The 26,353-nt window shown below is 61.5% G+C and carries 20 protein-coding genes and 1 pseudogene; 9 read left to right on the top strand and 12 right to left on the bottom strand.

Annotated features, from left to right (window positions below; all coding sequences use genetic code 11):
• From CK220_RS10580 to CK220_RS10570, 4 genes and pseudogenes are all read left to right on the top strand, one after another.
• Nucleotides 1-254 (top strand): annotated as a pseudogene (locus CK220_RS10580) (integrase core domain-containing protein); the annotation flags it as partial.
• A gap of 160 nt (nt 255-414) precedes the next feature.
• Nucleotides 415-591: a hypothetical protein gene (locus CK220_RS31855; RefSeq protein WP_176479030.1), complete on the top strand. Its 177-nt coding sequence runs from the start codon at nt 415-417 to the stop codon at nt 589-591.
• Between the two features lie 429 nt (nt 592-1,020).
• Entirely contained in the window at nt 1,021-2,070 is a 1,050-nt protein-coding gene (locus CK220_RS10575; protein WP_348629656.1) for an HWE histidine kinase domain-containing protein, read from the top strand.
• A complete protein-coding gene (locus CK220_RS10570) occupies nt 2,039-2,395 on the top strand; it encodes a response regulator (protein ID WP_095811462.1) in 357 nt (118 codons plus the stop codon). Before CK220_RS10575 ends, CK220_RS10570 begins: the two co-directional genes overlap by 32 nt.
• A 116-nt stretch (nt 2,396-2,511) precedes the next feature.
• On the opposite strand, the gene CK220_RS10565 is transcribed toward CK220_RS10570, so the two are convergent.
• The 4 genes from CK220_RS10565 to CK220_RS10545 form a co-directional block, all read right to left on the bottom strand.
• Nucleotides 2,512-3,639, bottom strand: a complete 1,128-nt coding sequence (locus CK220_RS10565) for a histidine kinase dimerization/phosphoacceptor domain -containing protein (protein WP_245429092.1) — start codon at nt 3,637-3,639, stop codon at nt 2,512-2,514.
• An 843-nt stretch (nt 3,640-4,482) separates the two neighbouring features.
• Nucleotides 4,483-4,785, bottom strand: coding sequence for a hypothetical protein (locus CK220_RS10555; RefSeq protein ID WP_095811459.1), 303 nt, complete (start codon nt 4,783-4,785; stop codon nt 4,483-4,485).
• A 122-nt stretch (nt 4,786-4,907) separates the two neighbouring features.
• Complete coding sequence (locus tag CK220_RS10550) at nt 4,908-5,222, bottom strand: hypothetical protein (RefSeq protein WP_245429083.1); 315 nt, start codon at nt 5,220-5,222, stop codon at nt 4,908-4,910.
• Nucleotides 5,223-5,241: 19 nt separating this feature from the next.
• On the bottom strand, nt 5,242-5,451 hold the full coding sequence (locus CK220_RS10545) for a cold-shock protein (protein WP_095811458.1): 210 nt from the start codon (nt 5,449-5,451) through the stop codon (nt 5,242-5,244).
• Nucleotides 5,452-6,405: 954 nt separating this feature from the next.
• Here CK220_RS10545 and CK220_RS10535 point away from each other — a divergent pair.
• Together CK220_RS10535 and CK220_RS10525 are read left to right on the top strand one after the other, a co-directional pair.
• On the top strand, nt 6,406-6,630 hold the full coding sequence (locus CK220_RS10535; protein ID WP_095811457.1) for a hypothetical protein: 225 nt from the start codon (nt 6,406-6,408) through the stop codon (nt 6,628-6,630).
• A gap of 531 nt (nt 6,631-7,161) precedes the next feature.
• Complete coding sequence (locus CK220_RS10525) at nt 7,162-7,431, top strand: hypothetical protein (protein WP_141245109.1); 270 nt, start codon at nt 7,162-7,164, stop codon at nt 7,429-7,431.
• 794 nt (nt 7,432-8,225) lie between these two features.
• On the opposite strand, the gene CK220_RS10515 is transcribed toward CK220_RS10525, so the two are convergent.
• Both CK220_RS10515 and CK220_RS10510 read right to left on the bottom strand, forming a co-directional pair.
• The gene (locus tag CK220_RS10515; protein ID WP_095811454.1) at nt 8,226-10,691 is read right to left on the bottom strand and encodes an adenylate/guanylate cyclase domain-containing protein; all 2,466 of its coding nucleotides are present in this window, start codon (nt 10,689-10,691) and stop codon (nt 8,226-8,228) included.
• Nucleotides 10,692-10,771: 80 nt separating this feature from the next.
• The gene (locus CK220_RS10510; protein WP_095811453.1) at nt 10,772-11,866 is read right to left on the bottom strand and encodes a branched-chain amino acid ABC transporter substrate-binding protein; all 1,095 of its coding nucleotides are present in this window, start codon (nt 11,864-11,866) and stop codon (nt 10,772-10,774) included.
• 403 nt (nt 11,867-12,269) lie between these two features.
• On the opposite strand from CK220_RS10510, the gene CK220_RS10505 reads away from it, so the two are divergent.
• The gene (locus CK220_RS10505; RefSeq protein WP_245429080.1) at nt 12,270-15,161 is read left to right on the top strand and encodes a trifunctional glycosyltransferase/class I SAM-dependent methyltransferase/polysaccharide deacetylase; all 2,892 of its coding nucleotides are present in this window, start codon (nt 12,270-12,272) and stop codon (nt 15,159-15,161) included.
• Nucleotides 15,162-15,221: 60 nt separating this feature from the next.
• Here CK220_RS10505 and CK220_RS10500 read toward each other — a convergent pair whose 3' ends face one another.
• Nucleotides 15,222-15,902, bottom strand: a complete 681-nt coding sequence (locus CK220_RS10500) for a redoxin family protein (protein WP_095811451.1) — start codon at nt 15,900-15,902, stop codon at nt 15,222-15,224.
• 19 nt (nt 15,903-15,921) lie between these two features.
• Nucleotides 15,922-19,224, bottom strand: coding sequence for an adenylate/guanylate cyclase domain-containing protein (locus CK220_RS10495; RefSeq protein WP_176479046.1), 3,303 nt, complete (start codon nt 19,222-19,224; stop codon nt 15,922-15,924).
• 244 nt (nt 19,225-19,468) lie between these two features.
• On the opposite strand from CK220_RS10495, the gene CK220_RS10490 reads away from it, so the two are divergent.
• Nucleotides 19,469-21,241, top strand: coding sequence for an adenylate/guanylate cyclase domain-containing protein (locus tag CK220_RS10490; protein ID WP_095811449.1), 1,773 nt, complete (start codon nt 19,469-19,471; stop codon nt 21,239-21,241).
• 80 nt (nt 21,242-21,321) lie between these two features.
• Here CK220_RS10490 and CK220_RS10485 read toward each other — a convergent pair whose 3' ends face one another.
• The 3 genes from CK220_RS10485 to CK220_RS10475 form a co-directional block, all read right to left on the bottom strand.
• A complete protein-coding gene (locus CK220_RS10485) occupies nt 21,322-22,707 on the bottom strand; it encodes a hypothetical protein (RefSeq protein ID WP_095811448.1) in 1,386 nt (461 codons plus the stop codon).
• A gap of 16 nt (nt 22,708-22,723) precedes the next feature.
• Nucleotides 22,724-23,248 carry a GNAT family N-acetyltransferase gene (locus CK220_RS10480; RefSeq protein ID WP_095811447.1) on the bottom strand — a complete coding sequence of 175 codons (525 nt, stop codon included), beginning with the start codon at nt 23,246-23,248 and terminating at the stop codon, nt 22,724-22,726.
• A gap of 75 nt (nt 23,249-23,323) precedes the next feature.
• Nucleotides 23,324-24,148 (bottom strand): hypothetical protein, encoded by an 825-nt coding sequence (locus CK220_RS10475; protein ID WP_095811446.1) that lies wholly within the window; start codon nt 24,146-24,148, stop codon nt 23,324-23,326.
• Between the two features lie 203 nt (nt 24,149-24,351).
• On the opposite strand from CK220_RS10475, the gene CK220_RS10470 reads away from it, so the two are divergent.
• Nucleotides 24,352-25,767, top strand: coding sequence for an adenylate/guanylate cyclase domain-containing protein (locus tag CK220_RS10470; protein WP_095811445.1), 1,416 nt, complete (start codon nt 24,352-24,354; stop codon nt 25,765-25,767).
• 18 nt (nt 25,768-25,785) lie between these two features.
• Here CK220_RS10470 and CK220_RS10465 read toward each other — a convergent pair whose 3' ends face one another.
• Nucleotides 25,786-26,265, bottom strand: coding sequence for a class I SAM-dependent methyltransferase (locus CK220_RS10465; protein WP_095811444.1), 480 nt, complete (start codon nt 26,263-26,265; stop codon nt 25,786-25,788).
• Nucleotides 26,266-26,353: the final 88 nt, after the last annotated feature.

The following is a 26,353-nucleotide window of genomic DNA, read 5'->3' as shown; positions in this document are numbered from 1 at the left end:
AACTCGGCCTAAAGCATGTCAGGACAAGACCTTATACGCCGAAGACCAACGGCAAGGCCGAGCGCTTCATCCAGACGACACTCAGGGAGTGGGCATACGCTTTCGCCTGTCCAACATCACAACAACGCGCCGCAGAGCTGCCGGTGTGGCTGCATCGCTACAATTAGCACCGCCCCCAGGGCAGCCTAAAGTCCAAAACGCCGATCAGTCGCCTCGCTCTAACCCAGGACAACCTGTTGAGGCTCCACAACTAGATCACGCGTTTTTGAGTTCTACGATAGGTGGTCGATCCGTTCCGAGATGTAGCCGCCTCAGTGGCACCAAAAAGCCCGTCGCCTACGCTCATTAGCTGCGCAGCTTTTCGTTGGAACCAAACTCCGTCCAATCGCGTTGCTGGCTACCGGGGACTTTCGTATGGCCGAAAACGAGCAAAAGCTTAGCGAGCGCGCGCACGCACAGAAGGAATTCAGGGTGCACTTTCTCACGCGAGAAACGGGCATCACCGAAGCCCAAGCCCGCGACCTCATCGACATGATCGGCAATGAGCCTAATTCGCTCATTCGCGAGGCCCGCCTCCTTAAGAGGACCTAGCCGGCGTCCAACTTAAGCAAGTTTTCCGTATGAAGCGAGGGAGGCGCACGGATGCTAGGAAGCGATTATCATGCTTTCGCCCGCACGCGCTTGTGAGTTCAATTCCCTTCAGGGATGTAGCCGTCCCGAAAGCCCGTCGCTTGCGCTCGCACCTGCGGCCATCCCGGTCACGCCTTCCGCGCTTCCTTCGCGCTGCCTGCGGTGGCCGGGTCGCTTGGGGTGGATACGGTGAGGCAGGAGAGACCGTAACTGTTCGTCCAGCTTCGGACATACTCAGCGATCGTATATCCGGCGGCATATTCACAACCGATCTGCACAAGTCCGGCCAGCGGACAACAGCAACGCGGCCGCCAACGTCCCCTGCTCTTGACCCACGACATGGTTGGCCTGAGATTGCGGGCGACAAGATCACTTTCGTGGGACCAAGCTATGCTGAACTTGGAAGACCTCTACCGGATCTTGAGGACCGGGCACGTGCAGGCGCAGGGGATCGTGGATACTGTCCCTGTTCCTCTGCTGGTCCTGGACAGCGCGCTTTGCATCCAGAGCGCCAACCGTGCCTTCTTCCGAACCTTCAAAGTCGAGCGCTATGAAACCATAGGCAAGCACATCTACGATCTGGGAGATGGTCAGTGGGATATTGCCGAACTGCGTCTCCTGCTCACCGACGTGATCCCGAAAACCAGGGCGATTATCGAGTACAAGGTGGAGCACGATTTCCCCGGCGTCGGGCCGCGGACCATGCTGGTCACCGCCCACACCGTGTTCAGCCCCGACGATGTCAGCACCACCATGTTGCTGTCATTCGTCGATGCCACGGAGAGAACGCACAGAGAGGCCGAGTTTGAGGTTCGCTTCGGCGAGCTTCGGCACCGAATGAAGAATTTGCTTGGTCTGGTACGGGCGCTCGCTAACCAGACCAGGACCGAAGGCGTCTCGGGGGAGGAGTATCGCGATGCCTTTCTAGGCAGGTTGACCGCCATTATCGACGCCAATGAGCAGGGGTTCATAGGCGGTGGTGATGGCAACCTTGAGAAGCTGGTAGTGCGCACGCTCGAACCGTTTGCAGCAAGCCCCGACGCCATAACTATCGACCCCGGACCGCCAGTTCCTTTGGACCCCAAGCAACTGATGTCCCTGGGGCTTGCCCTGCATGAGCTGGCGACAAACGCTCTCAAATATGGGGCGCTGTCGAAGGCGAGCGGACAGGTCCACGTGCGCTGGGTCGTCGAGGAAGCGGGTGGCCGGCTGCTGCGGCTCATCTGGTCGGAAAGCGGTGGCCCCGGCGTGAGCCCGCCCGTCTCCACGGGCTACGGAACTCAACTCATCCAATTCGCTGTCGCATACGATCTGGGAGGCAAGGTGGAACCAACCTATGCGACGACGGGTTTCAAGGTGGAGATGGCCATTCCGCTCACGGGGACAACGCAACAAAGATTGAAGGCCGGTGGAAAAGACGGTCCTGATCGTGGAAGATGAATACCTGATCGCGATGGACCTCAAATTCATGCTTGAGCGTCGTGGGTGGCGCGTTATAGGCCCGGTTGCCACGGTCGCAGAAGCATCCAGCCTATTGGAAGTTGAATTGCCGTCCGTTGCACTGCTTGACGTAAATCTGGGCAACGAGCTGGTCACGCCGCTGGCTGAAGAGTTGAGCAGCCTCGATGTCCCGTTCGCGCTGGCGAGCGCCTACGACAGGCCAGAGCTTGTCGGCGGGGCAGTTCTGGGGGATGCGCCTAACGTCGGAAAGCCAACCGCAGAGGCGCGTCTCTTAATCGTGTTGGCGAAATTGCTGGAAGACTGACAGGCGAGGCTCCCCGGGTCCCTAGCCCTTGGCGGGATCTGGAGAGAGTGCATTGACTGCTGCCTAGATCGGTGTGCGCCTGCGCAGCCAATGCAAACCCCGACAGGAGCGAGGCGTTATGCGACAGGGAAAATCACGGTTATTGTCGTGCCCGCGGCGGAGCTCTCTTGCTGGAGGTTACCCCCCATCTGCCGGGCGAGCGCCTGGATCAATTTCTGTCCCGACCCGCCAGGCCGGGGGTTCTGGATGCCACGACCGTTGTCGGCAACGGTCAGGCGTGCCTCGCCGTAGCCTATCCCGGACTCAAGCTTGACATCGATACGCCCGCCCTCCGCCCCGAACGCATGCTTGACTGAGTTCATCGCGGCTTCATTCAAGATAAGACCGAGCGGCACCGCGCGTTCAATCGAGAGCTCGACCTCGTCGGCCGCGATCTCGATCGTGGCAATTTCCACCTGCGCCTGCAGCGAAGCGCAGAGCGCCCTCAGATAACCGGCGACGTCCACCGTTCGGAGGTCCTGTCCCGGTGCCAGTTGGTCGTGAGCAAGCGAAATGGCATTAACCCGGTTAGCCACGTGTTCCAGGGCCCGGTGCACTTCCGGCCTTTCAAGGCGCCGCTTCTGGATGGCTATCGAGGCCAGGATCAGCTGAAAGTTGTTCTTTACGCGGTGCTGCATCTCCCGGAGCAGCACCTCGCGTTGTTGCGCCTGGACCAGAGCCGTGGTGGCTTCCACGTTGCTTCGGTCCAAATCTGGCCGCCGCATCGCTGAAGCAATGAGGGCGGCGGCAGCGGTCATGAATTCGACAGTGTCTTCGCTGAAGTCGCGTGCGACCGAGGAATCCACCTCCAGCACACCCCAGGCGGCGCCCTTGATGAGGATCGGCACATTCGCTAGTGATGAGATGCCGTGCTCTTTCAGCACATCGGAAAAGACATATTCCCCCCCTTGCTGAGCGGCCGTGCCATCGACAATCACCAAAGGCTCGGCTGTCTGATAAGTTCGGCCGGGCGGCGATCGCAGATCCGCCGAAAAAACAGCGTTCCGCACAGTCCCTTCCTTCCACCCGAAGCCGGCCTCCATGAAGAGGTCCGCGGTGCGCGGTCGGTAGCGAAGGATCTTTGTGTGGTCTATTTCAACAGCCCGGGCTACCTGCACACAGGCCTGATCGAGGAAGCGGCCGAGCGGAGTTTCCTCGCCAGCTACGCGGCCAAGGTCGACGAGAATGCGGACATGTCGGCGCAACTTGGCTAGCTCGGTGGCGGGGTCCAATGATGAAGTCCTCTCGAGCAGGGTTGAATACCAACGTGTGAGCCTGCGAATTGCTCCGATCTCGCGCCTTGGCCAGCAAAGTGACGCAGATGAGTTGGGAGCGCTCTGCGTATGCGATCAGAACAACGAGTTGCTGCCTGGCCGAAATTCGCGGGGTTCCTCGGTGAAGTCAGCCTTCGCCTGCCTTTAGGCGAGATCAGAGCTTGTATGACCGACATGCTGAAAGGTTTCGGCTGCCGTCAGCCGCACGAAAGCCTCTCATGCAAGAACCCAGGGCAGCAAGCGATGAGCTATCGCGCTTTGTGTCTCGAGTGTGCCGGCGTCTGTCGCGGACGTCCGCCTGGGGCGCTGGTGGCTGGTCGAGCATGGGGCATCCGGGCCGGATCGAAGAGGTTCTTACTGTGATGCCGACGGGCTTCACGTGCCTGACGACCGGCGCAACGCGATGTGCACAGCGCGCTGATCGCAATGAACGCGGCTGGCAGGTGGTTGGGCCTCTGCCGACGGTCCAGGATGTGCTCGTGCAGCTGAGACCGAAACGACTCAGGTGCAGTCGGGGTGAACTGGTGACCGGGTCGCAGAAGCGTGAAAGGCGTGGCTTCCCTTTCGCGGTGGGTAGTGCCTATGACGTCCCGGAGCGGGTCTGCGGCAAGGTTCTGGCGGCGCACCCAACGCCGGCAGACCGGCGCGAGGCGGTGCCGGGGGAGTTGACGGGAGCCTCATGCGCTGCAGAGGCAATGAGCGCAGGCGCCATTCGGGAAGTGGAATTTCACTAACCGCGCGGCCGTCATTCATCAAGAGTTGGTCGCAGTCGGCCTAAGTGAGCTCAAAACAGAAATCGCAGATCAGGTCCGCAACTTTTACCGCCTCGAAGTCGGTCATGTGCGCCGCTGTCTCAACCGCGATCGCGACCATGTCGTCCTGATCAACGGCCAGCAGGTCCAAGATCCTAGCAAACTTGAGCTTCAGTTCCGGGTCGCCCGCGAACTCGTCGAGCGTCACGTTGAGGATGCTCTCGTTCGCTTCGATCAGCCGCGTCTGAATGCCATCCGATGACGCCGCCAGTGCCCTTACGGCTGCGAAGAAATGCCCTCGCGCGTTTGAATATTTTTCCACCATCGGTCACCGCCGGTCGTGATTGAGGATTGGGTTCGTCGCCGTCCCCGTCGGATGTTCCACTTTGCTCGGCCTGACAGCCTTCTGGCCAGCCGCGTGCCCCCCTGCGGTTAGGCGCCCTGCGGTCAGGCGGCAACGCGCCGCTTTGCCGATGCACGTTTAGCTTTTGGCAAAGCGGCGGGGGCGGCAGCTTCTTTGGCCAGCCGAGCCAGTTTGAGCTGCTGCGTCTTTGACTCGCGATCTGCGGTCTCTTTGTCCATGATCTTTCGTGCGGCTTGTGTGGTCGCGTCGCCCTTGCTCTCCCTAGCTGTCGGCTTCGGCTTGAACACGGCTTCCGCAATTGCATTGCGCATCATAAGTTCCTTAAACGAAAAAAGGCCGGGGCGGGCCCGACCTTTCCAGAACGCCTCGACGGCCAGTGCCAGTACATCCGTGGTCAAGGGCCAGAAGCGGTATCCTTTAGGCGGCCCGAAGATTCTCGGCCGCGCTCTTGCCATTGCGGCGGTCCTGCACCACTTCGAAGCTCAGCTTCTGACCTTCTACGATTGTGCGCATACCGGCACGCTCAACAGCTGAGATATGGACAAACACGTCCGCGCCGCCCGTTTCAGGAGCAATAAAGCCGAAGCCCTTGGTCGAATTGAAGAACTTTACGGTTCCAGTGTTCATAGCGATTTCCTTTCAAATCGGCATAGAAAATTCGCGTCTGGCGACACGCCAAACGTCATATTAGTCGAGATTTGAGAGGAAGATCGTTGGGCGCCGGAGCGCAGAAACAAGTTCAACAGCAAACATCGATTGCAGATACATAGGCTTGAATTACCGCCAACGCAAGCCTCTCATCTCATTCCGGACATTCCCGGGCTTTTGGTTCTCTCGCCGCCAAAGCCGGGGCTGACCTAATCTGCTACGGCCTCCTGATGAACGATCGCATCCAGCATCGCCTGATAGAGGCTGCCGCTCTTCGTCGATCTGGCTGCTGCTGATGCCAAGGGCCTTCGCGACGGAGAATAGCTCCTGGATTGCCATCGCCGATGGACATACATCGCTGCTGATCAGATCCGACTGATGTTGGCCGGCGACCGGTGAGGAACTTGGGGCCGAGCGTGCTAATGACCCCCAATAAGCAGCCAACTAACCAAAGACCAAGGAACGTCCCGGACGCGTGCCGTGCCCCTCTGGCGCGCAAGCCTTAAATAGGGGGTCTTGCCTGCACGGTTTGCGGCGGAGTCCAACAACGCGCGCAAGCGCAAATGGATGACTTTCCTTCCTATCTGATTGACTTGGCATACTTTGAGGCCGGCGAGCCGATTCAGGACCTCTCCTGAGCCTCAATGCCGACGCTTAAGAAATCTCGCCTCCCGCAATAATGACGGCCAATCGGTGCCGATCAGCCGGATGAGTTCACGGGCCTGTTCATCCGTAATACCTGTCTCGACCCCCAATCGACGTACGAGTATCGCGATGTCAGCCATGCGGTGAGGATCTAGATTGTCATCCTGCCGGCTCATACCCGAGATTCCTTTTGGAAGATAACCGCCCTGAAACCTCGATGTTTCGCCCGAGCTGATGCTTGACAGAAAAAGTGCCTGTACGCATATCCTGCACCGGCCGAGATGCGTCATGGGGCATTGGGGCGATGAGATGCGGCACAACGGCTTCGCCACTCCGGAACAACTTGCGATCCTTACGGAGGCACTCAAGGAACTTGGTGGCCATCTGCCGCTGGACAGCCCGGAGCGCGACACCTTGGCAGCAGAGATCATGATGCTGTTTGAAAGCGGTGTCGAAACGCTGGAAGAGCTAAAAGCGGCGCTATCGAGCCATAAAAACAGCCCGCGGGTTTGAGCCAGATACGAATCAGTTGAACTAGGGCCTCGTGCAACGCAGTTTGCTGACGTTCATGGCCCCTGGCGCGTCGACCACCTCGAGCCCCCCGCCCTGGTCGGCGGTCGTCTTGTTCTTCCAGAGTAACACGCCATCCGAGAGCCTTCCGGCGTTCCTTAGTAGACGATTGTCTTCCGCGACGAGAGTGGGAAAGGCATGCATATGACCTGGTTCGCAGCTTCGTCGGCGTCGAAGCTGCGCCCTAACTGCTCGCCGCTGTGCTTGTATGACAGAAAAAAACCCGCCAAACCGACTTGATGCTGCGAGTCAGGCGTCGATCCCGTTCCGGGCATTTAGTGGTTGTATGTGGGACTGGGGTGCGGAACGATCTGGGAGGGAACAGCCTCTTCCGTCGCGTGCGATAAAAGCCCGCACGTCGGGGGACACGCGGGCTAACCGGTCGACTCAACCGCTCTTGCCGAGCTGCTCAGCCGCTTTGGAAACAAATTCGGACTGTTGTCGTTAAGAAGTAGGTTGCTGGGAGACTACCGCATGCCGCGTTACTTTTTCCATGTCGATAACGGTGAGTTCATTCCAGACCAGGCAGGAATCGATTTGCCCGACTTAAACGCAGCGCGGCGAGAGGCCGTTCGAGCGGCCGGGCAAATGATAGACGACTCGCAGCAATCGTTCTGGGAACACATGACCCCTTGGAACATGCACGTGACGGATGACGATAGTCGACTGCTGTTCACGCTTCAGTTTGGTGCTAAGGTTCCATCCGGCGAAGCGAGATACATCCCTCGGCCCGATCAGGATTGACCACTGACCGCTTCCGCTCCAGTTTCGTCCTGAGCTCGCCCAAAAGCCTGCTTGGCTTTGGTCGATCTGAACTCGCGACGGACCCGAGAAGCAAAGGAATTGCTACACAGCGCTCTTGCGCTTTCAAAAGAAATTCAAGCAGACGGCTGGGTGGCGGAAACCCAAAACGCGCTTCGTCATAATCTGACCCCAGAGAACCATGTCTGGGAAACGATGACAGACGACTGTTCGCTTCTGTCAAGCAGTAAAGTCCGCTGTTGGCACGCATTCCAGACTCGTCCAAGCCGCTCGTCTACGTCTGCTTCAGAGCAGCGTGGCTCTTCACGATTTGGCTGACACTAAGCGCAAAGCTACCGCCCGTCAGGTGCTAACGCGGCTGGTTTGGCATTCAAATGGAGAAGGTTGGTTCCGGGTTCATGTCCCTCTACCACCTCACATACTGTACAGCCCGGAGACATAGGTAACGTATTGTACCTAAGACATGGGTGACGATCTCGTGTTTGTCGATGGTCTGCAAGGTCCTCTGTTCCAGATCGATATAGCCGAGATCATAGTGCATGAAGGAGACGCGCCAAATGCCCTTCGTCCACTTCCTTTGATGCCGAGCTTTTGGCCTGCCAGCACATGATGCGCTTGCGATGCATGCAGATGCGACCGCAGTGGGTAACGAGAACATCGCGGTCATGGAATGGTAGTGCACCTCGTTACCCATGTGTCCGGTACGTTCGTCACCTATGTCTCGGGTCGTTCCTCCTCGCGCGTCATCGTTGTCGGCTTAATCGGACGCGGCTTCGCTACTGCCCGGACTTGTGGGAAAGCCGATCCAACGCATCTCGAAGCGCGGTGGTGGCACCGCCACGCTCGTCGGCGGACATCAGCCCCGGTTCAAGTTCCAGCCTGAAGTGCGGCAGCTCGGTTCGAACAACGCGACAAGCGCCCGCTAGATGGGCCTTAATGACGCGGTAGGCGGCAACCGGATAGGCGATCCCCTTGACTTGGACGTGCCCCATCTCCTCACAATCGATCGTGTCCTTCACTTGCGCAAACGTCTCGTAGGAAATGAGGATGGTCCCCGGTGCCGCCTCTTGTTCCAGGCGTGAGGCGAGATTCACGGCGCCGCCAATTATCGTGTAGTCCATCCGGTCCTCGCTGCCGAAGTTACCGACGGTGCAGTAGTCGGTATGGATGCCGATGCGGCAGCGCAGCGGTGTTTCGATCCCCATGTCCCGCCAGACTTCCGCAAGCTCGCTGATCCGCTTTTGCATGGCGAGCGCCATCTGTACGCAAGCCAGCGCATCCTGCTTGACGCCGCGCGTCTCAGGATCGCCGAAAAACATCAGGATCGCGTCGCCGACGTACTTGTCGATCGTGGCACCATGATCCGTCGCGATTTTCGACATTTCCGTCAGGTAGTGATTGAGGAGCTGGGTGAGATCCTCGGATTCCATCTTGTCGGTGGTCTCGGTAAAACCGGCAATATCGGAGAAGCATATGGTCAGCTTCTTACGCTGGCTGGCGATTCTCACGTCTTGGCGGCCGCTGAATATCGAGCTGTACACTTGGGGCGCCAGATATTTGGCCAGCTTGCTGGAAAGCGCTTCCAGGGCAGCGGACTTCTCGGCGAGGTTCTCCTCCCTTTGCTTCAGCTCGGTGATGTCCGAATAGACGGCGACCGTGCCGCCGGCGCTGATCCGCCGCTCGCTTATCATGATCCATCGGCCGTCGCCCCGCCGCTGCACCCATGGTTCGGCAGGGTTACGGTGCCGCCACAGGCGCTCCGCAACCCACTCATCGACCCGACCCTCGGCATCCCTGATGTAGCCACGCTCCGCGGATCGGCGAATGATGTCCTCGAATGCCGTGCCTGGGGTTAGCTCTGCCTCCAGGCCGGCGTAGAGCAGTTCGCGGTAGCGGCTGTTGCTAAGGACAAGCCGATCCTCTTTGTCATAGAGAGCGAAACCTTCGGAAATGCTTTCGATGGCATCGACTAGCCGCTGACGCGCTTCCGCAACGTCGCGCAGGTTCTTTTCCTCGACCTCGACAGCGGTATCCCGAAAGAGGCTCAGCGCCTCGGCCATGCGCCCGATTTCGTCGCTGCCCGCGGCCGGCAGCGGCGCACGAAGATCGCCGCCCGCGATCGCGAGCATGCCCTGACTCACCGCTCCCAGCCGGGCGAGAAGGCTGCGGTCGACATAGAGCCAGACGACCAGAACCGAACTCAACAGGCTGAGAAGGGCAGAGCCGAGGACAACTCCGGTGCCGTAGCGCTGGACGAGCGCGGCTTCGCGACCGGAGGCAGCGATCTCGCGGTCCGCTGCGGCGACAAGACGGTCGACGGCTGCGGTGAGACTGCGCGACAGCCGATTGTTTTCGGCCAGAAGCTTTTCGCCCTGCGCGAGGACCGCAAGCTCCTCCTCCCGTGCCTTCGGGATGCTGCTCTCACCATCGGTCAGTGCCTCCAACTCGCCCACCCGCAGCCGAAAACGGGCTTGCAGCTTTTCGTCGATCTCCGAGGAAGCCGTTTCCAGAGCGGCGAGCGAGCGGTGCAGCGGAAAGAGAATCAACGCCAGGTCGCCCCGCGTCGGCGCGGTCGCGGCCTTCACCAGCGCGTCGTTGACCGCCGAGATATCCAGCAGCGCCTTCTGCTGGGGGATGTAAGCCGCAATCGCGTGGGCCATCTCGGCCATTGCCGCTGCGCGTCGATCAGGCGAAAGCGACGTATCGGCCGCGACCGCCCGCCATTGCGGGAGCCTGGAGTCCATCACCAGGATGCCGGTGGCCAGAAGCCGTTGGCTTCCGGTCGTCGTCGCGGCGAGGCGGTTCAGGAGCTCCTCCTTGCGGGCGACCACATCGAGGCGGGCGACAACAAGAGAGTCGAGCTCCTTCAGGTTGCGCCTCAGGACAACCGCAGCTTCCTCGATCTCAGCTAAAGGCACTGTGCCCAACCTAGCATCCCTGAGATCCGTGCGCAGGGCCTCGAGGCGGGACATCTCGAGCGCGACGGCCGCCGAGACCTCGCTGTGCTGAGCCCTGCTTGTCGCCGCCAGCACCGATGGCGCGGCAGCAGCGACCCGCTCGGCCTGGCGCGACAGCTGAAGGGAGGCCAGTGCGGACGGCACCCGATCCGTGGTGATTCGGTCGACGACGTCGCCGACTTGGAGAAAGGCATAAAGCGCCGCCGCGGTTGCCAGCACCGCAAGGCCACTGATCCCGAAAAAGGCGAGCAACAGCCGACCGCGTATGCCGAGGCGTTCAAGCATCGTGGTGAGTCGGAACAATCCAGCCACACTGGTCTGCATCAGACTAGACGTCTCAGGCGGCACGCCGGCGTTCGGCGAACCTATTCAACCGGCACGTACTCCCCGCCCCGCCAGACGTACCAAACCCAGCTCTGCCTCGTGAGGTCGCCCTTGTCGTCGAAATCGACCCTGCCAATGACGGTGTCGAATTGCTGTTCGCGCAGTGCCGCTATGACCGCCTTTGGCGCCAGCGAACCTGCCTTCGCCACCGCCTGGGCCCAGACCTGGACCGCGCAGTAGCTCAACAGCGTGTAGCCCGCGGGCTCGAAGTTCTCCGCACGGAACTGCTCCACGATCGCGGCCGCACCGGCATTTCGCCGCGGGTCCGCCGGGAAGGTGAACAGGGTCCCCTCCGCCGCTGAGCCTGCGATCAGGGCGAATTCCTCAGTAGCCAAAGCATCTCCAGATATGAGCTGAAGCGTGTAGTCCCGGTCGTCTGCAGCGCGAGCGATCAGCGCAACGTCGGCATGATACCCACCCACATACAAGACCGAAATGCCGGCGGTTTGCAACGCGGCGACCTCGGCTGAATAGTCGTCCTTCCCAGGCGTGTATGCGTCGTAAACGGCTTCAGTCACGCCCCGTTTGTTCAGCTGCTTCCTGGTCTCGTCGGCGAGACCCTTCCCATAGGTCGAATTGTCATGAAAGATTGCAATCTTCTTGTCGCCCCAGTGATCGGCAAGGTAGTTGGCGGCGATGAGACCCTGCGCGTCGTCGCGGCCAATGGTGCGGAAGACATTGCCACGGCCCTGTTCGGTCAGCTGCGGATTGGTCGAGCCTGGGGATATTTGGACGACGGCCGCCTCCTCGTACACTTTTGATGCGGGGATCGAGGCCCCGGAGCAATAATGCCCGACGACGAGCACCACCCCGTCAGCCACCAGCTTCTGGGCGGCCGCGACCGCCTGCTCGGGATCGCAGAAATCGTCGACCGAGATGAGCCTTACCTTCTGGCCGAGCACGCCGCCCGCCGCGTTGAGGTCGGCCACCGCCATTTCCGCGCCGCGCTGCCCCTGCTCGCCGATCCAGGCAAGCCGTCCTGTCATCGCAGCCGAGACCCCGATCAGCACTTCAGCCCTCGCGGAACTGAACACGGCCGCCAGAACTACGATCGCTAGGGCGATGATACGGTGCATGTTTGCACCCCCTGTGGTTAGTAGCTTACGCTAATCCAGTCACACCCGACAGCCCTTCGGTAGCGCGAGTGCCTCGGATGTGACGCGAAGATAGCATCCCGGCGCATCGGCCTAGCGCTGAACCGTCGGGCATGAGCGCTGGGCCATTCAAGCCTATCCTCAAGTCTTATTGCCTGCCTCTAGTTCGCCCCGATCTTGACAGAGCGTGCTGCCATCCGATGCTGTCATCCGCTTTCGACGTCCGAAGCTCGATGATCCAGGACAATGCTCCCGTGAGCGTTGTGGTGCCGATGGCCAATGCCAGGCAAACCATCGGCGCGACGCTTGCCGGCATTCGCCATCGCCGGCTATGTTTTGGGACCTCTTGTTCTACCTTCGAAGCAGGCACGGGTAAGACGGCGTGGTGCATAATCCTCTGGTTTCAATCGTGGTTCCTGCGCACAACGCCGAGGCAACGCTGGCGCGCGCACTCGATTGCCTTCTCGATCAGGAAACAGCGGATTGGGAGGCGATCATCGTCGACGACGCCTCCACGGACCGCACCCCCGCGATCATCGCCGGTTATGTGGAGCACGATGCCCGATTTCGCACATTGAGCTCTTGCGCATATAGCGCCGCCGGCGCGCGCAATAGCGGGATTTCGATAGCGCGCGGCCAATGGCTCATGTTTCTGGATGCGGACGATTGGGTGGATGCCAGCTTCCTGGCGAAGATGCTGGCCGCTCTGAAAACCGCTCCCGATGCGGTGGCCGCCTATTGCGGTTCTCGGCGCGTGATGCCCGACGGCGAACTCGCACCGTCGAGCATCTCAACAGAGGTTGCGAGCCAGCCGTTCGAAACTTTCGCGCGCCGGTGCGCCGTGCGCACTCACGCACTGCTGGTCGACCGGAAGACAATTGTCGAGTTGGGCGGTTTCGATGTGTCGCTGCGCACCTGTGAGGACTGGGATCTGTGGCAGCGCCTTGCACGTATGGGCAAACGTTGGGTGATGGTCGACGAGCCCCTCGCTTTTTATCGAGTCGGCCCCAACTCGCTCTCCGGCAATTCGACCCAGATGCTGGTCGATGCGGAAATCGTGATCGCCCGCGGCTTTTCTCCTGATCCCAGGGTCGAACACCCGGCATCGGCTCACGCCAACGGAGCGATCGACGCGAACGGCCGCACGGCTGCCGAAGCACTCGCGTGGTTCGCGCTGTGGAACGCCGCATCGGATTGCGGCTGCGGCGCCCGCCCGATCAACCCGCGGTTCCTGCGCGCGCTCCCGGCAGCACGCAAACGGGCGCGCGAGATCGCCAAGGTGGTCTTCGACGGTATTATGGCAGGAAGCCTGTCCGTCCCAGCGCAATTGGCGGCCAGGTGGGACAGGTTCGGCGATTCCATCACCGAGTTGATCATCGAACTCGGCAAGGTCTGGAACGATCCCGCAGCGGGTCGCCGCGTCCAGTATCACCTTGAGCAAATGCTTCTCGACTCCGACGATCTCGCCGCGCCGCGCAGACTGGCGCGGACACTGGGAATTCGCGTTGACGCTCGAAATCCGATCTCGATCGAATTGCCGGACGGGATCGATCAAATCTATGCCTATCTGATGATGGATGGCCGGATCGGGGCTCGCGTGCAGTTCGGCGCGCTCGGAAAAGTGACAAGGCTTCATTGGATTGAATTGGCCTCGCAGAGCGGGGTTGCCGACAAGTCAAACCTGTCTGCAGCCGAGGCACCGTTGTCCATGGCGGGGCATCCATCTGATCCGGACAGCCACTTCGGCAAACTCGCGCGATTGGCCGCGGAAGCGCAGGAGCTGGTTCGGTCGAGCGCCGAACCTGCAGAGCCACTTGCAGCATTGCGCCGCAAACCGGCCGCGGACCACGAGACTGATCGCACGTCGTTCTGGAATCGCCGTTTCGCGACCGAGGATCCCTGGAACTATCGTTCGCCCTATGAGCAGGAAAAGTATGAGCGGCAGCTCGAAATTCTGCCTGCCGGTTCCATCGGACGGGCGCTTGAGCTGGCCTGCGCAGAGGGCCACTTCACGCGGCAGCTGGCGCCCCGAGTCGGCCATTTGACCGCCACTGACATCTCCAGCGTAGCCGTCGAGCGGGCGCGCGCGCGATGCAGCGATCAGCCGAATGTTGACTTCGGCGTACTGGATTTCTCCGCGGAAACGCTTCCGGGAGAGATGGATCTGATCGTCTGTTCGGAAGTGCTCTACTACCTGGATGATCTCGCCGAGTTGCGGCGCATCGCCAAGAAATTTGTCGAGGCGTTGGCGCCTGGCGGCAGTCTGATCAGCGCACACGCATTCGTGCTCCGAGACAATGTCGAGAGGACGGGCTTCGACTGGAACACATTCGGTGCGCAAGCGATCTCGCAGACGCTGGCAGCGACCGAAGGCCTCGTGCTCGAGCAATCGATCCAGACCGAGCTCTATCGCATAGACCGCTTCCGCCGCCTGTCATCAGGTGACGTGGCTACGGAACCGGTGATTGATCATGTGCCAATCCGCGCGCCCATCGGTATTGGAGTCGCGCGAAATATCGTCTGGGGCGGGGCACGGGCCTTGCGCCGCGACGTCGCACGCAGCGAGCGGCGGCAGTGTCTCCCTGTCCTCATGTATCACGGCGTCTCCGATGATGGTCCGGCCGCCCTCGCCCGTTTTCGGCTCACGCCCGCCGCATTCGAAGGCCAGATGAAATGGCTGCGCGCCAATGGCTTTCACGCGATCACGTCCGAGCAGCTGGAATGGTTCATCGCCAACCGTCAACTTTTCGCTGGCCGCCCGGTGCTCATCACCTTCGATGACGGCTTCCAGAATTTTGCCAACCATGCCTGGCCGATCCTGCGCGCGAACGACCTGACCGCGGAAGTGTTCCTGGTGACGGACCTAGTGGGTGAAAGCGCACGGTGGGACGCCGACAGTGGTTCGCCGACCCAGCTTCTGGACGCCGGGACGGTGCGACGTCTCGCCGGCGAAGGTGCGTTCTTCGGAAGCCATCTGGCAACGCATCGCGCGATCGATGGTCTGTCGAGTTTTGACTTGGCCGCCGAGCTCCTGCGCTCCCGGATGTTCGTCGAACGGTGGACCGGTCGGCCGACCACGGCGTTCGCGGCACCCTTTTCTGTTACCGACCGACGGCTTGGCCGGCTGGCCAAGGAGTGCGGCTATCGGATCGGCTTCGGCGGCAAACACGGGCCGGCGGACCTCGATTGCGATCCCATCGACCTTCCGCGCATCGAGATTCGCGGCGATCGCTCGCTCGATGACTTTGTTGCCCGTATCGAGGCCGTGCTCGCATGAACGGTGAACAAACCGCTTCTGCTTTTTTGTCGGTGTCCGCCGACTACCTTGGTCGCAAGTCTATTGGGCGACCTGGGACACGGCTGACATCAGCTCCTGCGGGTTCGGCGCCCCAAACATATGTCGCCCACCCTCTGGGACCTCCGTGAAGCTCCAGCGGACGACCCCCTGCCGGTCCAGCAGGAACTGACCGATCAGTTGTCCGTGTCCCGTTGCCATCATCTGCTCGTCGGCCTCGGTCACTTCGTAATGGTCCTTCTTGTCGAGGAATTCGCTGGCCGCAAAAGGATCCATGGGAGCGGGCAACTCGCCTGGTATGTCGACCCGCATATCCTTTGCCGCTGCCATCGAGACCTTGTACGGCCAGTTCGTCTCGTCTTGGGTGAATTCGAGATTGGGCAGTCCAAAGGCACGATGTGAAGCGCGTTCGGGGTCGGAGGCCGCAAGCAGGTTCGGCATCGGGTGGTAGCGGAAATAGAGGCGCGCCCGTTCGATCGGCGTGTTGACCACCGTCAGGCTCCCCACGCCCTTTTCGCGCAGTTCGGGATCAAGCCGCGCCTGGGCGGCGATATGGCGCCGGCAGAACGCACAATGCAGACCTCGAAATAGGCCGACCAGCACCGGTTTTTGCCCACGAAAGTCGTCAAGCGCGATCTTGCCTTCCTGGGTAATGGCGTCGAGCACCACGTTCGGCGCACGGTCGCCCGGTTGAAGCGGTACCAAGTCAATACGCGCGGACATTTTTCAACCTCCCACCCGGCTAGTCGAGAAAAGGCAGCACCACAAGCGCTTCCGGGTCGAGCCCGTGCTGGGCGCATATTCCCTGCGCCAGGGAAAAGTAGCGTTCGGCCTCGGCCAGATTGTCGAGGTCGAGATTGAGCGTTGCGAGACCATCATAGCACGGAAACAGCAGTTGGGGCTCACTCGTTTCGCGCGCTACGTCCAGCGCTTCGTGGAAAAAGCCAACCGCCAGTTCCGGACGACCGTTGCACTGGTGGATCTGCCCAAGCACGATCAACGGCACCGGCAGGTGCTCGCGCTGGTCGAGCGCCCGGTCGATCTCGATGGCCTTCTCGGCAGCAGGCACGCCCTCCGTTGGGCAGCGATCCGTGAAAGTACAACAAGCAACCGCCAAATTGGCGAGGAGGCGTGCCTGAAAACCCAAATCACCAATATGGCGCGCCACTTCAAGACCGCGCCGACAGACCTTGATGGCCTGTGCCGGATCGATGGTCGTGTAGAGCACGCCGAGATTGGTGTAGCCGCGGCAGGCCGCGCCCAGCAGACCGGCGTCCTCGGCCAATTCAATGCTGCGCTCTATCTGGCGCACCGCTTCAAGGTTTCGCCCAAGGCGAGCCAGCGCGACAGCCTTGGTGTTGAGTGCCTCGGCGGTCACAAGAATGGCGTCGCGCCCTTCCTCGGAGACATGCTCCGTTGTCAGAGTGCGTACGCCATCCAGCGCCGCGTCTGCCCATTTTGCTGCGAGAGCGTGTTCTCCGCTACGGAACGCCTGTCGGCCACGTTCTTGCCACAGCTGCGCCTGCTCGATCGGGGCATCCGCTCCATCGAGGAGCGCTGCGGCTTCAGCGTAGCGGGATTCTGCGTTGTCCCGCTTGCCGACGTCCCAGAGCAGCCGACCGATCTTGCGCAAAACTCGCGCCGAAGCGACACGATTGCCTGACTCGCGATATGCCTGCAGCACCGTTTCGTAGTGCTGGTGCGCGATCTCGCGGCGGCCTACCGGGCCGCTCAAATCGGCAATGCGCTCCGCGATTGCCAGTTTGAGCGGTGTTTGCCCGATCGCGCCCAACGCCGTCAGTGCTCGCTCGTAGAAACGAAGGGCGTCGTCGTTGGCGTAGATCATGCGAGCGCGATCGCCTGCCGCCTGCAAGTAGTGCGCGCCCTTCTCCCGCTCGGCGCTTTGTGCGAAATGATGACCGAGCACGGTCAAATCCTCGAGCCGCTCCGGCTTGTCGCCGCACAATTGCTCCAAGGCGGCACCGACCCGCCCATGAATGTCGGTCCGGCGTTGCAACAGCAGATTCTGGTAGATCACGTCCTGCAGCAACGTTTGCGTAAAGCGGTAGCTTTGCGACGAGACGGAGCCTGATCCGGCGACTTCCTCGATGATTTCGGCATCGCAAAGCAGTTCGCAGCCGGCTTCCAGCCGGCCGGGATCGGCTGTCACGGCTTTCAGGAGGGTCGCGTCGAAGCGCGGGCCGATCACCGCGGCCTCTTGGGCCAACCGGCGCACCTCCTGGGGCAGCCGGTCGACCCGGGCAAGCAGCATTGCCTGGATAGTGGCGGGAATGCCGGTTGCGACTTCGCCTGCTGCAGTCCGCCATCGCTGGCCCTCGCGCACCAGCACACCGCGATCGATAAGGCCGCGAACGATCTCCTCTACAAAAAGGGGGTTGCCGCCGGCGCGCTCGAGGATCTGGTCGAGAAGCCCGCCTGCGGACTTTACCCAGCCGTCGCCGAAAAGCGCCGCCAGCAGTTCGCGTCCGTCATCACCGTTCAGCGGCGAAAGCCTGAGCGCTGTGTGACTGACCCGGCTTGAGTCGAGCTGGTCATTGTCCGGAGCCGGACGATGCGTGACCAGCAACATCAACCGCGTGCGTTCCAACCTGTCCATCACGAAACGCAGTGCCTCGAGCGACACAGCGTCGGCCCAGTGCAGATCTTCGACGACAATCAACAGCGGCGACAACGCAAGCCGCCGTTCGATGATCGTGCGGACTGCGTAGAAAATTTGCCGCCGCAACTGCTCGGGCTCGACATGCTGCAAGGTGGCATCGGGGTCGCCAAGGCCAAGCACGTGGTAGAGCAAAGGCATCAGCCGCTTCGCCTCCTCGCCCTGCAGGCCGAGGTCGGTCAGCAAGCCCGCGAGCTTTGCCCGCATCTCGTCCCCGTTGTCGTTTTGCATCATTCCGGCAGCGCTGCGCACGACTGCGCCCAAGGCGCCAAATGATTGTTCGCCCAGCGGTGAGCACGTGGCCTGCCGCACGGCGACGTTGCGAAAACGATCCTCGTCGCCGACGCGGGCGACGAACTCCTTCACCAGCCGCGATTTCCCGATACCGGCTTCTCCGACGAGGCGAACAAGTTGGGCCGAGCCGCCGCACGCCTGGTCAAGGCTGGCGAGCATTCTATGGAGTTCCGCACCACGACCTATGATCGGCGCGCTGAGGCCGAGCGCCTCGAGCCCACGCGCTGCACGCGGCAACGCAAGCGGTGCGTCCAGTCGATGGACGAGCACACTGCCTGCCTTGCCGCGAAGCACCACATCACCCAGCGGCTCGAAAGAGAAGGCATGCCGGGTCAGCCTGTGAGTGAGTTCGCCTACCAGCACCTCACCCGGTGCGGCCAGCGACTGCAAACGTTGCGCCGTATTCACTGTATCGCCGGTCACCGAATAGGATTTGGCGGTGCCGATGCCCAATCCGCCAGTGACGACCGGGCCGGTATTTATGCCGATGTGGAGCAACAGAGGCGAGCCGGAATGGGGAGCGCTTTCGCCGAGCCGCGTCGTCCGGGCCATCATGTCGAGAGCGGCGCGAAGCGCACGTTCCGGATCGTCCTCATGCGCGACCGGCGCACCGAACAAGGCAAGCAGTGCATCGCCGATGAATTTGTCGACGAAACCGCCAAAGTTTCGCACGGCTACCGTCAATTCCTTGAACAGTTGGTTCTGCAGCGCTTGCATCACCTCGGGGTCGAGTTGCTCGCTGAGTGTCGTGAAGCCGCAAAGGTCGGCGAACAGGACCGTTACCGTCCTGCGATCGGCGTCAGAGACGGGATGCAACCCTTCATCTTCGCTTTCGATGTTCGCAAGCAGCGACGGAGTTCGAGAAGGCGGCACAACGGTCCGGCTTGATGTCGGAGCAGGCCGTTCGACGGCTTTTGCCGTCGCACCGACGCTTGCCCCACATTTCGGACAGAACTCGAAATCAGGTGCGCACAGGTAGCCGCAACCGGCGCATGGCACGGGCTGGCGCCTGCCACACTTCGGACAGAAAGCGAAACCGCCCTCAACCTCGAAACCGCAGCCCGAGCAGTCCATCGAGCAAGACCTCACTGGAGCCATGACGGCGTGACCTCGCCACGCACTTCACGGCCGGGGTATTCAGACAAGAATGAACCGATAGCCGTCGGCCAGCAAGCGGCAGCGAAAATCGGGCATCGAGCGATCGGTCTAGGCCCGACGGCAGAGCGCTGCCGGTTTCGGCGGCTGCGTGGCCGTCGTCCACGAAAATTCCCTCTTACCCTCCGTGTTCCTGCTATCATGGAGACGAGGACGCGTGCCCATGAGCGAGAATCGGAAGCTAGCCGCAATCCTGGCTGCAGATGTGGTCGGATACAGCCGACTCGCGAGCGCGGACGAAGACCGTACCTTGGCGAGGTTGCGGGCACTGCGCAGCGATCTTATCGATCCGATCATCGCAGTCCACAACGGGCGGGTGATTAAGCGCACGGGCGATGGAGCGCTGGTCGAGTTCCGCAGCGTGGTGGATGCCGTGCGCTGCGCCGTTGAGGTTCAGAACGGCATGGTCGAGCGCAATGCCGGCGTGCCGCAGGACCGCCGCATCGAGTTCAGGATCGGCATCCATCTGGGCGATGTGGTCGAAGAGAGCGACGGCGACCTCATGGGCGACGGCGTCAACATCGCCTCGCGTTTGGAGGGCGTCGCGGCGCCCGGCGCCATCTGCCTGTCCGAGGATGCCTATCGCCAGGTCAAGGCGAGGCTCGACCTCTCGGTCAGCGATCTCGGCAGCACGCAGCTCAAGAACATCGCCGAGCCGATCCGGGTCTATTCGCTGCAAGTCGGCAGCCCCGGGACCAAGGCGGCCGCGACCCCGGAAACCACTGCGAGCCGGCCCGCGACGGCAGCGCCGCCGAAATTGTCGATCGCCGTCCTGCCGTTCGCCAACATGAGCGGTGACGCCGAACAGGATTACTTCGCCGACGGCATCTCTGAAGACATCATCACGGCGCTGTCCAAACTGTCGCAACTCTTCGTCATCGCGCGCAATTCGGCGTTCACCTTCAAGGGCCAGAACGTCCATGTGCAGGAGGTAGGCTCGAAGCTCGGCGTGCGGCATGTACTTGAGGGCAGCGTACGCAAGTCGGGGAACAGAGTGCGCATCACCGCGCAGCTCATCGATGCAACCTCGGGCGGCCATCTTTGGGCGGAGCGGTTCGATCGCGACCTGACCGACATATTTGCCGTGCAGGACGACGTGACGCAGCAGATCGTCGGGGCGTTGGCGCTCAATCTGACTGAGGGCGACCGTCAGCGGCTGGCGCCCGAGTATGCGCGCAACACGGAGGCGTATGACTATTTCCTGCGGGGCCGGGAGCTGTGGCACCGGCTGACGAAGGAGACGAACGTCGCAGCCCGCGACCTCTTGCAACGTGCCATCGAACTGGACCCGAAGTTTGCCTCTGCCCACGCCTTCCTCGCCCTCACGCACGGGTTGGATTACCTGAACAGGTGGAGTGCGTCGCCGCCGGAATCGATGGCGCAAGCGGAAGAGGCTGCAACACGAGCGGTAACGCTGGATGACAGCGATCCCTGGGCGCACTGGGCGCTGGCTATCGTCAAGCTGTATACACGACGGCACGATGAGGCCATCAACGAGGCCGAGCACGCGATAGCCCTCAATCCGAACTTCGCCGAAGGGCACGTGATCCTCGGCGAGGCGCTGCACTATTCGGGCAGATCCGAGGAGGCGCTCGAGAGCTACGCCCGGGGCAAGAGCCTGAATCCATACTTTCCGGATGTGCTTCTGCATTTCCAGGCTTTGGCATCGTTTCAACTCGGACGGTACGAAGAGGCCGTTGACCTCTTGCTGCAACGGCTGGCTCGCAACGCTGTCACCGACGTCTCGCGCGCGCTTCTGGCCGCCAGCTACGGCCATCTGGGCCGTTTCACCGAGGCCCGCGAGGCATGGCAGGAGGTGCTTCGCGTCAATCCCGACTATTCGCTGGACTACCGACGCAAAGTCTTGCCCTACAAGAACCCTGCCGATTTCGAACTCGTCGTGGACGGGCTCCGCAAGGCCGGTATCGTGCAATGACAGCGAGGTCATGTCGGGGCCTAGCCCTGAACTGCAGCCGATCGCGATGGACCCTCCGCGAATAAAACCTGATGCGAAGCTCAGGTCGCCTTGATCTCTGCCTGGCCGATCTTGCGCCATCGGGCGTCTTCTCGAACCAGTTTTAGGTCGTCGGTCGTCTCGGCAAATGTCCGCAAACGATACTGCCGGAGCAGGTCCGGGAAGAGCGCTCCTTCCAGCAGGCCGGCAAGCTGCTCGCGGACCGAGATCTTTTCATCGATGACCCGCACGCCCCAGGCATTTTCCCGCACCTGCAGCTCCTGAGCCAGATCGCGCTCTTCCGGCGCGTTTTCGTCCAGCGCGGCCAGCAGGATCGAGTGGAAAAGCGCGACATAGCCAATCTGTCTCAGGCCGCCCACAACCCGCACGCGCGGCAATATGGCAAGAACCAGGAACGTCATGAACAAGTTCGGCAGCAGCACGCCTTCCAGCAGCGCCTGCTTGAGATGTACTCGCTCGAACGGGATGGAAAGACCATGCGGCCTGTCGGGCTCGATCAGGTGGCCGTCCTCGAGGACGAGCTTGCGCACGCGCTCGTCGCGGATGCCCCAGAAATAGGCCGTGGCATTGGGCAGGAATCTGCCAAATGGGCTCGATGCGGTCTCTTGCAAGGCACGTTCGAGACGCTGGCGTCTTGCGGGTTCAAGGAGCAGCCTGGAAACAAGGCTTCGGTCATATTGCAGATGCCGAGCCATGGCGGCCGCGGCGAGCCGATCATCGATGAAAACCGGCTGGGCCATGCCGGAACAGTCCCAACTGGCGACCAGATCCTCGTTGAGGGCTGTCACCGCGTCGGCCGCGGTTGCAAACATCTTGTCCCGGCTGGCAAGCAGTGTGCCCAGCCAGCGGCTGGCATCCGTTTCATCGCCCACCGCTTCGAGCGCGCGCTTGTTGAGGAAGACGGGACCGGCCACGCAGGCGCTTTTGCGGCACAGCTTGTGCCGCCCCATGCCAAACAGGTTGACCTTGTCGTCGCCGACATCGAGCCATCCCGGCCCTTCCCGGCCGATTGTCTCCATGGTCATCGTCGTTCCCATGAAGCAGAAGAAGGCCGAGAGCCCGCTTTCGACCGCGCCGAGCCAGGCAAGCAGGAGGGCGTCGAAGGTGATCCGGTCCATCAGAAGCAGACAGTGCAGGCCGGACTGAATCACCGGTCTGTGCTCGAACGCTTCGAGGGCCTTGCCGACCTCTTCAGGCTGCATGATCGCACCAAGACGCTGCTGCAGCACGTCGCGCAGGATCGAGCGGGCAGCGATCGCCGGGCCCGATGCAGGCCTCGCCACCGGCCGCCACAGATGGCGGGCGTAGTCGGAAACCGGTGCATTCCATTTCTGCTCGATGTCACGCACGACTTCCGGGCAGAGCAGCGACAGCACAGCCAGGATTTCTATCGGAGGCGTGGGGGTTGGGTCAGCCACGGCGGTCATTGTCCCGTCTAGCCGCTCAGAACCGCAGCCGGGCCATGCTGAGGAGGTCGTGGTACTGCCCGTCGGTAAAACCGGCCCTCACATGCCGACCTTCGACCTCGAAGCCGTGGCTCGCATAGAGACGGATGGCCGGTTCGTTGTCGGCATAGACGGTCAATTCGACCCGCTTCAGAGCGCGCCAGTTGTCGGCCACGTCGAGCAGCGCGCCGAGTATGGCAGAGCCGATGCCCTTGCCGACAAAGGCATCGTCAAGACCGATATTGATCTCGCCGATATGCGAACGGCGCGGCGAACCCTGCACGACCAGGCTGCCATGGCCGACGACCTTGCCCTCCACCTCCGCAACGATCCAGGTGGTTTCCTGGCCGGACTTGGCGATGCGCCGCTCCACCTGGTCCACCCTTTCGAAGGGCATCCTGAGCGTGCCCCAGCGAAAGCCCGGCATATTGAAGATGGCGCAAAGCGTCTCCGCATCGCTTAGCCGAACGGGTCGGAGCTGCGGCTGGATTTTCTCCGAGGATGGCGAGGTTCTGCTGGTCATAACGTTCCCGGCGAAGGCCAATCGGCACGGTAGGATGCACCCTACGTCACCTGAAAATCCAGCCGTCCCTGCAACCTATGATGCCGAGTGCGAGCTAAAATACCGAGTGGCGGCGGAGAGTTTGAAGACGCCGCTGATGCCGATCCAGCCGAAAAGGGCGAGCCAGCACAATGTCCCGGTCGCCGTCCAGTCGATCCGATGCACGGCAGCGTCGGTGATGACGAGTCCAAGAATGGCAAGCAGGCCGATCAGCAACTGCGCCAAGCCCAGCACCAGCAGTTCCTCGCGCGGCGCGCTTCTCCAGACGACATATATGCCGCCTGCCCCCGCGAGGAAGATGGCGCTGTAGACCTGAGCGTGGAAGCCATCGACCGGCCATGGCCAGAAACTGCCGAACGTCAGAGGGAACAGCAACAGGCCGACGCCATAGAGCCCAAGGACTGCCGATTCCACCGGCATGTAGCCGCGCCATGCGGGCTTTAAGGTCACGCCTTTTGCAGAAGGACGGGCCCTGGCCCGCCATAGGAACAGCCCGGATACCGCGGCCGAACCAAGATAGACCAGAAACCACAGCCAAGGCGCTTTGCGCGCGAAGTTGAAATGGCCGAGATTGATGAACGACGCCACCGACACGATGACGGTGAAGATGAGGGCCATGACGAGCACGAGCCTGCCAGGCGACCAGCGATTCCAGTACAGCAGCGCCGCCATCACGACCATTTCGGCGGTGTAGAAGCCACCAAGGAAGCGGGCATTGAACGGGGTGACGGCCCATGGCCAGCGCGGCTTGACCAGCACGGGCGCGAAAAACAGGCCGGCGCCTACGGCCAGGACGACAATGACCACCAAGGAAAAGAGGCGCAGAGTGGCGGGAAACGGCGGATTGTCGGATGTCGGCATGAGAGAGCCCGCATAGATAATTGCCCATGGATCATCATAATGCCGCTTGCGGCCGGCGAAAATCCGCCAAACGGAATTGAGCTATCGGCCGGCTTGTCTATTCGAATGGCCGTGGGGTTCGTTTCGAAGTAAAATGGCGCAGTCGGACCATGAGCGGTCCGGTCAACACGGTTCGGCGGCGCACTTCTTCCGGAGCCTGCACGATGAACGAAACTCAGGATCTGTTCTCGCTTCTGCGGCAATCGACCGATGTCGATCCGCGGGCAATCGCTGCGATCAAGCGAACCATCGCGGAGGGCAAGGACCGCGAGCTTTGCCGCATCAATGCTCTAGCCTTCGCCAGCAAGCATGGCCTCGACGAGGAACGCGCCATAAGTGCCTTTCTGCATGCGGCGCGGGTGGGCCTCTTCGACATTTCCTGGAATGTTCTATGCCCCGGCTGTGGCGGCGTGCTCGACAGCAACGCCACGCTGAAAACCCTGCAGAAGGACGAATATACCTGCGCGCTGTGCTCGGAGGGCTATTCACCGACCCTCGACGAGATGGTCGAGGTGACATTCACGGTCAGTCCTCGCGTGCGCAAGATTGCCGCCCACAATCCACACGAACTGCCGTTGGTGGAATATTTCCGCCAGATCTACTGGGCGTCCGGCGTCGATCTGCCGGAAGAGGATTTCGCCAAGACGATGGAAGCGTTCTCGCTGGAGGATATCGAGCTTGCGCCCGGTGAAAAGGCTGTTCTGCCCGTACAGCTTCCGTCCGAATTCATCATCGTCTTCGAGCCGGTCACCCATTCAGTGCAGTTCATCGACGTCAAGGGCGAACCGACAAGAGAGCGCCGAAGCCTCTCTTTGGTCTTCGACCGCGAGCATGTCCAGAACCAGACGCTGGAGATGCAACCCGGCCCGTTGCGCATTTCGCTCGAGAACAGGACCGACACCCGCGTGCTGCCGACGGTCTTCATCGCCGGCCAGGAATTGCATGACCTCCTGGGCAAACGCCGGCCCTTCCTAACAGCCAAGCGCCTGCTCACCAACCAGACGTTCCGCGATCTCTATCGCACGGATACGCTCGACATCGACCAGCGCCTGAAGATCACTAGCCTCACCTTCCTGTTCACAGACCTGCGCGGATCGACCGAGCTTTACGAGCGGGTGGGTGATCTTTCAGCCTTCGATCTCGTGCGCGTGCATTTTCAGGTTCTGCACGAGATCGTCGCGTCGGAGGCAGGCGCGGTGGTGAAGACGATCGGCGATGCGGTAATGGCGACCTTCGCGACGCCGGATCGTGCGATTGCCGCGGCCCTCAGGATGCGCGACGCCATGCGTGCGCTCAATGAGAAGAGCGGGCGCGAGGATCTGCTGCTCAAGATCGGAGTCCATGCCGGCCCGTGCATTGCCGTGTCTATGAACGAGCGACAGGACTATTTCGGCCAGACGGTCAACATTGCTTCGCGGGTCCAGAACCTTGCCAACGCACAGGCGATCTTCGCCACGCGCGCGGTGGTCGACGACAATCTCACTGCCGATCTGTTGCACAGGAACGCGCTGACGCCCGTGCCCCACGAGGTCTCGCTGCGCGGCATCGAGCGGGAGATAGCGGTATACACGATCCCCTGAACCTGGGCCGTTTCGGCCTCAGACGCGCCTGCAGACAAAATAGCGATCGACGGGTACCGAAGGCGGCAGTGGAAGGCGTTGCAACTGCGGGTGATCGAGCGGCGTGCCGCTGACCGCAATGCCGCCGACGCGAAGCAAGCGCGCGGTCAGTCCGGGAAGCCAGGTAGAGGTCACTGCATCGCGATCTTCATAGCCGGTGCCGATGTCGGCATGAACAAGCGCGGCGTCGATGCCAATGAACCTGCTCGCCGTCTCGCGTATTTCGCCGAGCACAAGGTTTTCAGCTTCGGGAATCGAGCTGGCGTGTGCGGCAAGTGCGCGGTCGAAAGCCACGATCCGTCGGCCGGGCAGACGCTCGCGCAGATGGTGGAACGTCCGGCCATTGCCGAGCCCGAGTTCAAGGATGGGACCCTCAATCTTTGCCACCTCCGCGCAGACCTGATCGAGAATATCGCGCTGTGCGGTCAGCCTGCGGATGAAACTTTCGAGGCGACTCATATCCGTTTGTGTGTTCCTGAACTCGCTCAAGAGACCGGCAATGCCCGCGACCAGAATGAAACCCGGGAGCAAGTTGTTAGTCCGATCC

This window comes from Mesorhizobium sp. WSM3860 (assembly GCF_002294995.1).
In the GTDB taxonomy this organism is placed as follows: domain Bacteria; phylum Pseudomonadota; class Alphaproteobacteria; order Rhizobiales; family Rhizobiaceae; genus Mesorhizobium.
This window is presented reverse-complemented; position numbering and strand designations above follow the sequence as displayed.